We start from the raw sequence: 261 nt of genomic DNA on the forward strand, positions 1-261 counted from the left end.
CTGCCCTTTATGCGGGGCGTTAGGCACCAAGTCAAGGACGGCGAATGTTTCAAAGAAGCTTATTGATTTTTCAGGTTTTGCTTGCAGTTATATATTTCTCTGCGGGCCTTAGTAAGCTCTTTCAAGGCTTACCCAATATCATTGGCCCTGTGTGGTTAATTCAGGAACTTGCAAAATACAATCTCGCAACGTTTGGTTACTTCATTGCCTTATCTCAAGTCGTCATTGGGTTCATTTTGTTTTTCCCTAGGTTGCGCCTCG

1 protein-coding gene is annotated in these 261 nt (G+C 43.7%); it reads left to right on the plus strand.

Annotation, left to right across the window (positions count from 1 at the left end; translation table 11 throughout):
• Positions 1-44 precede the first annotated feature (44 nt).
• The coding region (locus tag CSH92_RS17185) for a hypothetical protein (protein ID WP_205662203.1) at positions 45-261 on the plus strand (217 nt) is incomplete at its 3' end.

The sequence above is a fragment of the Neoalteromonas flava genome (genome assembly GCF_002807685.1).
Lineage (GTDB): Bacteria > Pseudomonadota > Gammaproteobacteria > Enterobacterales > Alteromonadaceae > Alteromonas_E > Alteromonas_E flava.